Annotated in this window: 3 protein-coding genes; all 3 read left to right on the top strand. The window is 63.8% G+C overall.

The features are described from left to right. On the top strand, positions 1-211 hold a 211-nt coding region (locus EOL86_15260), incomplete at its 5' end, for a CBS domain-containing protein (GenBank protein NCD26928.1). A 3-nt stretch (positions 212-214) separates the two neighbouring features. Beyond that, positions 215-751 carry an HPP family protein gene (locus EOL86_15255; protein NCD26927.1) on the top strand — a complete coding sequence of 179 codons (537 nt, stop codon included), beginning with the start codon at positions 215-217 and terminating at the stop codon, positions 749-751. Between the two features lie 69 nt (positions 752-820). Beyond that, the coding region (locus EOL86_15250) for an MBL fold metallo-hydrolase (GenBank protein ID NCD26926.1) at positions 821-1,198 on the top strand (378 nt) is incomplete at its 3' end.

Here is a 1,198-nt window from a genome sequence, read left to right as displayed (position 1 = left end):
CTGCATGGTCGCGGACCTGCGTCACGTGCTGGTGGACGACCTCATGAGCGCCCCGCCCATCGTGGCCGCGCCAGAGACCAGCGTGGCCGAGATTTCGGAACTGTTCACCGCGCGCGCCATCAACCGCCTGCCCATCTGTGACGCGGACCGGCGGGTGCTGGGTCTTGTCACCCGGAGCGACCTTGTCGGCTCCATGTGCGTGGGGAGGTGAGCGGTGGAGTATTTCAAGAAAATGCGCGGCACGACGCAAAGCCCGCCACGCGTGGGCCTGGCCGAGGTGGCGTGGTCCTGGGTGGGTGCGTTCGTGGGTATCGCGGCCGTGGGCCTTTTGCACGTCCGGCTCATGGACCAGATCGGCCTGGCGCTCATGATCGGTTCTTTCGGAGCCACGGCCGTGCTGGTGTATGGCGCCATCCGCAGCCCCCTGGCCCAACCGAGAAATGTGATCGGAGGGCATGTCCTTTCCGCCCTGGTTGGTGTATGCATGCAGCAGGCTCTGGGCTCCACGCCCTGGCTGGCGGCCGCCGTGGCCGTGGCCACGGCCATCGCCCTCATGCACCTGACCAAGACCCTGCATCCTCCGGGCGGCGCCACGGCGCTGATCGCCGTTATCGGCGGGGATGCGGTGCACAATCTGGGATATCTGTACCCCTTTGTTTCGGCCGGGCTTGGAGCCGTGGTTCTGGTGCTGGTCGCCCTGGCCGTCAACAATATCCCCAAAAACCGGCGGTATCCGGAATTTTGGTGGTAGCCCGCGCAAATGCCCGGGCCGTGCCGGAAACGAAATATTCACGATGATCAACAATGGAGGGACAGTCGGATGCGCAGAAAAACAATCACGAAGGGTGTGTCCTGGATGGGCGCAGTCCATTGGGACCGGCGGCTTTTTGATGCGCTCGTTCCCCTGCCGGACGGCACGACCTACAACGCCTATCTGGTTGAAGGTAGCGAGAAGACGGCGCTCATCGACGCCGTGGACCCGGACATGGTCGATACGCTCTTGGAGCACCTGGAAGGCGTGGACAGGCTTGACTACCTGGTTTCGCAGCATGCGGAACAGGACCATTCCGGGACCATCGCCGTGGTCCTGGATCTGTACCCGGAGGCCGTGGTCGTCACCAACGCCAAGGCCAAGGCCATGCTCATGGATTTGCTGCTGATTCCCGAGGACAGATTCCGCGTCGTCGAGGACGGCGAA

Source organism: Deltaproteobacteria bacterium, assembly GCA_009930495.1.
Classification (GTDB): Bacteria; Desulfobacterota; Desulfovibrionia; order Desulfovibrionales; family Desulfomicrobiaceae; genus Desulfomicrobium.
This window is presented reverse-complemented; position numbering and strand designations above follow the sequence as displayed.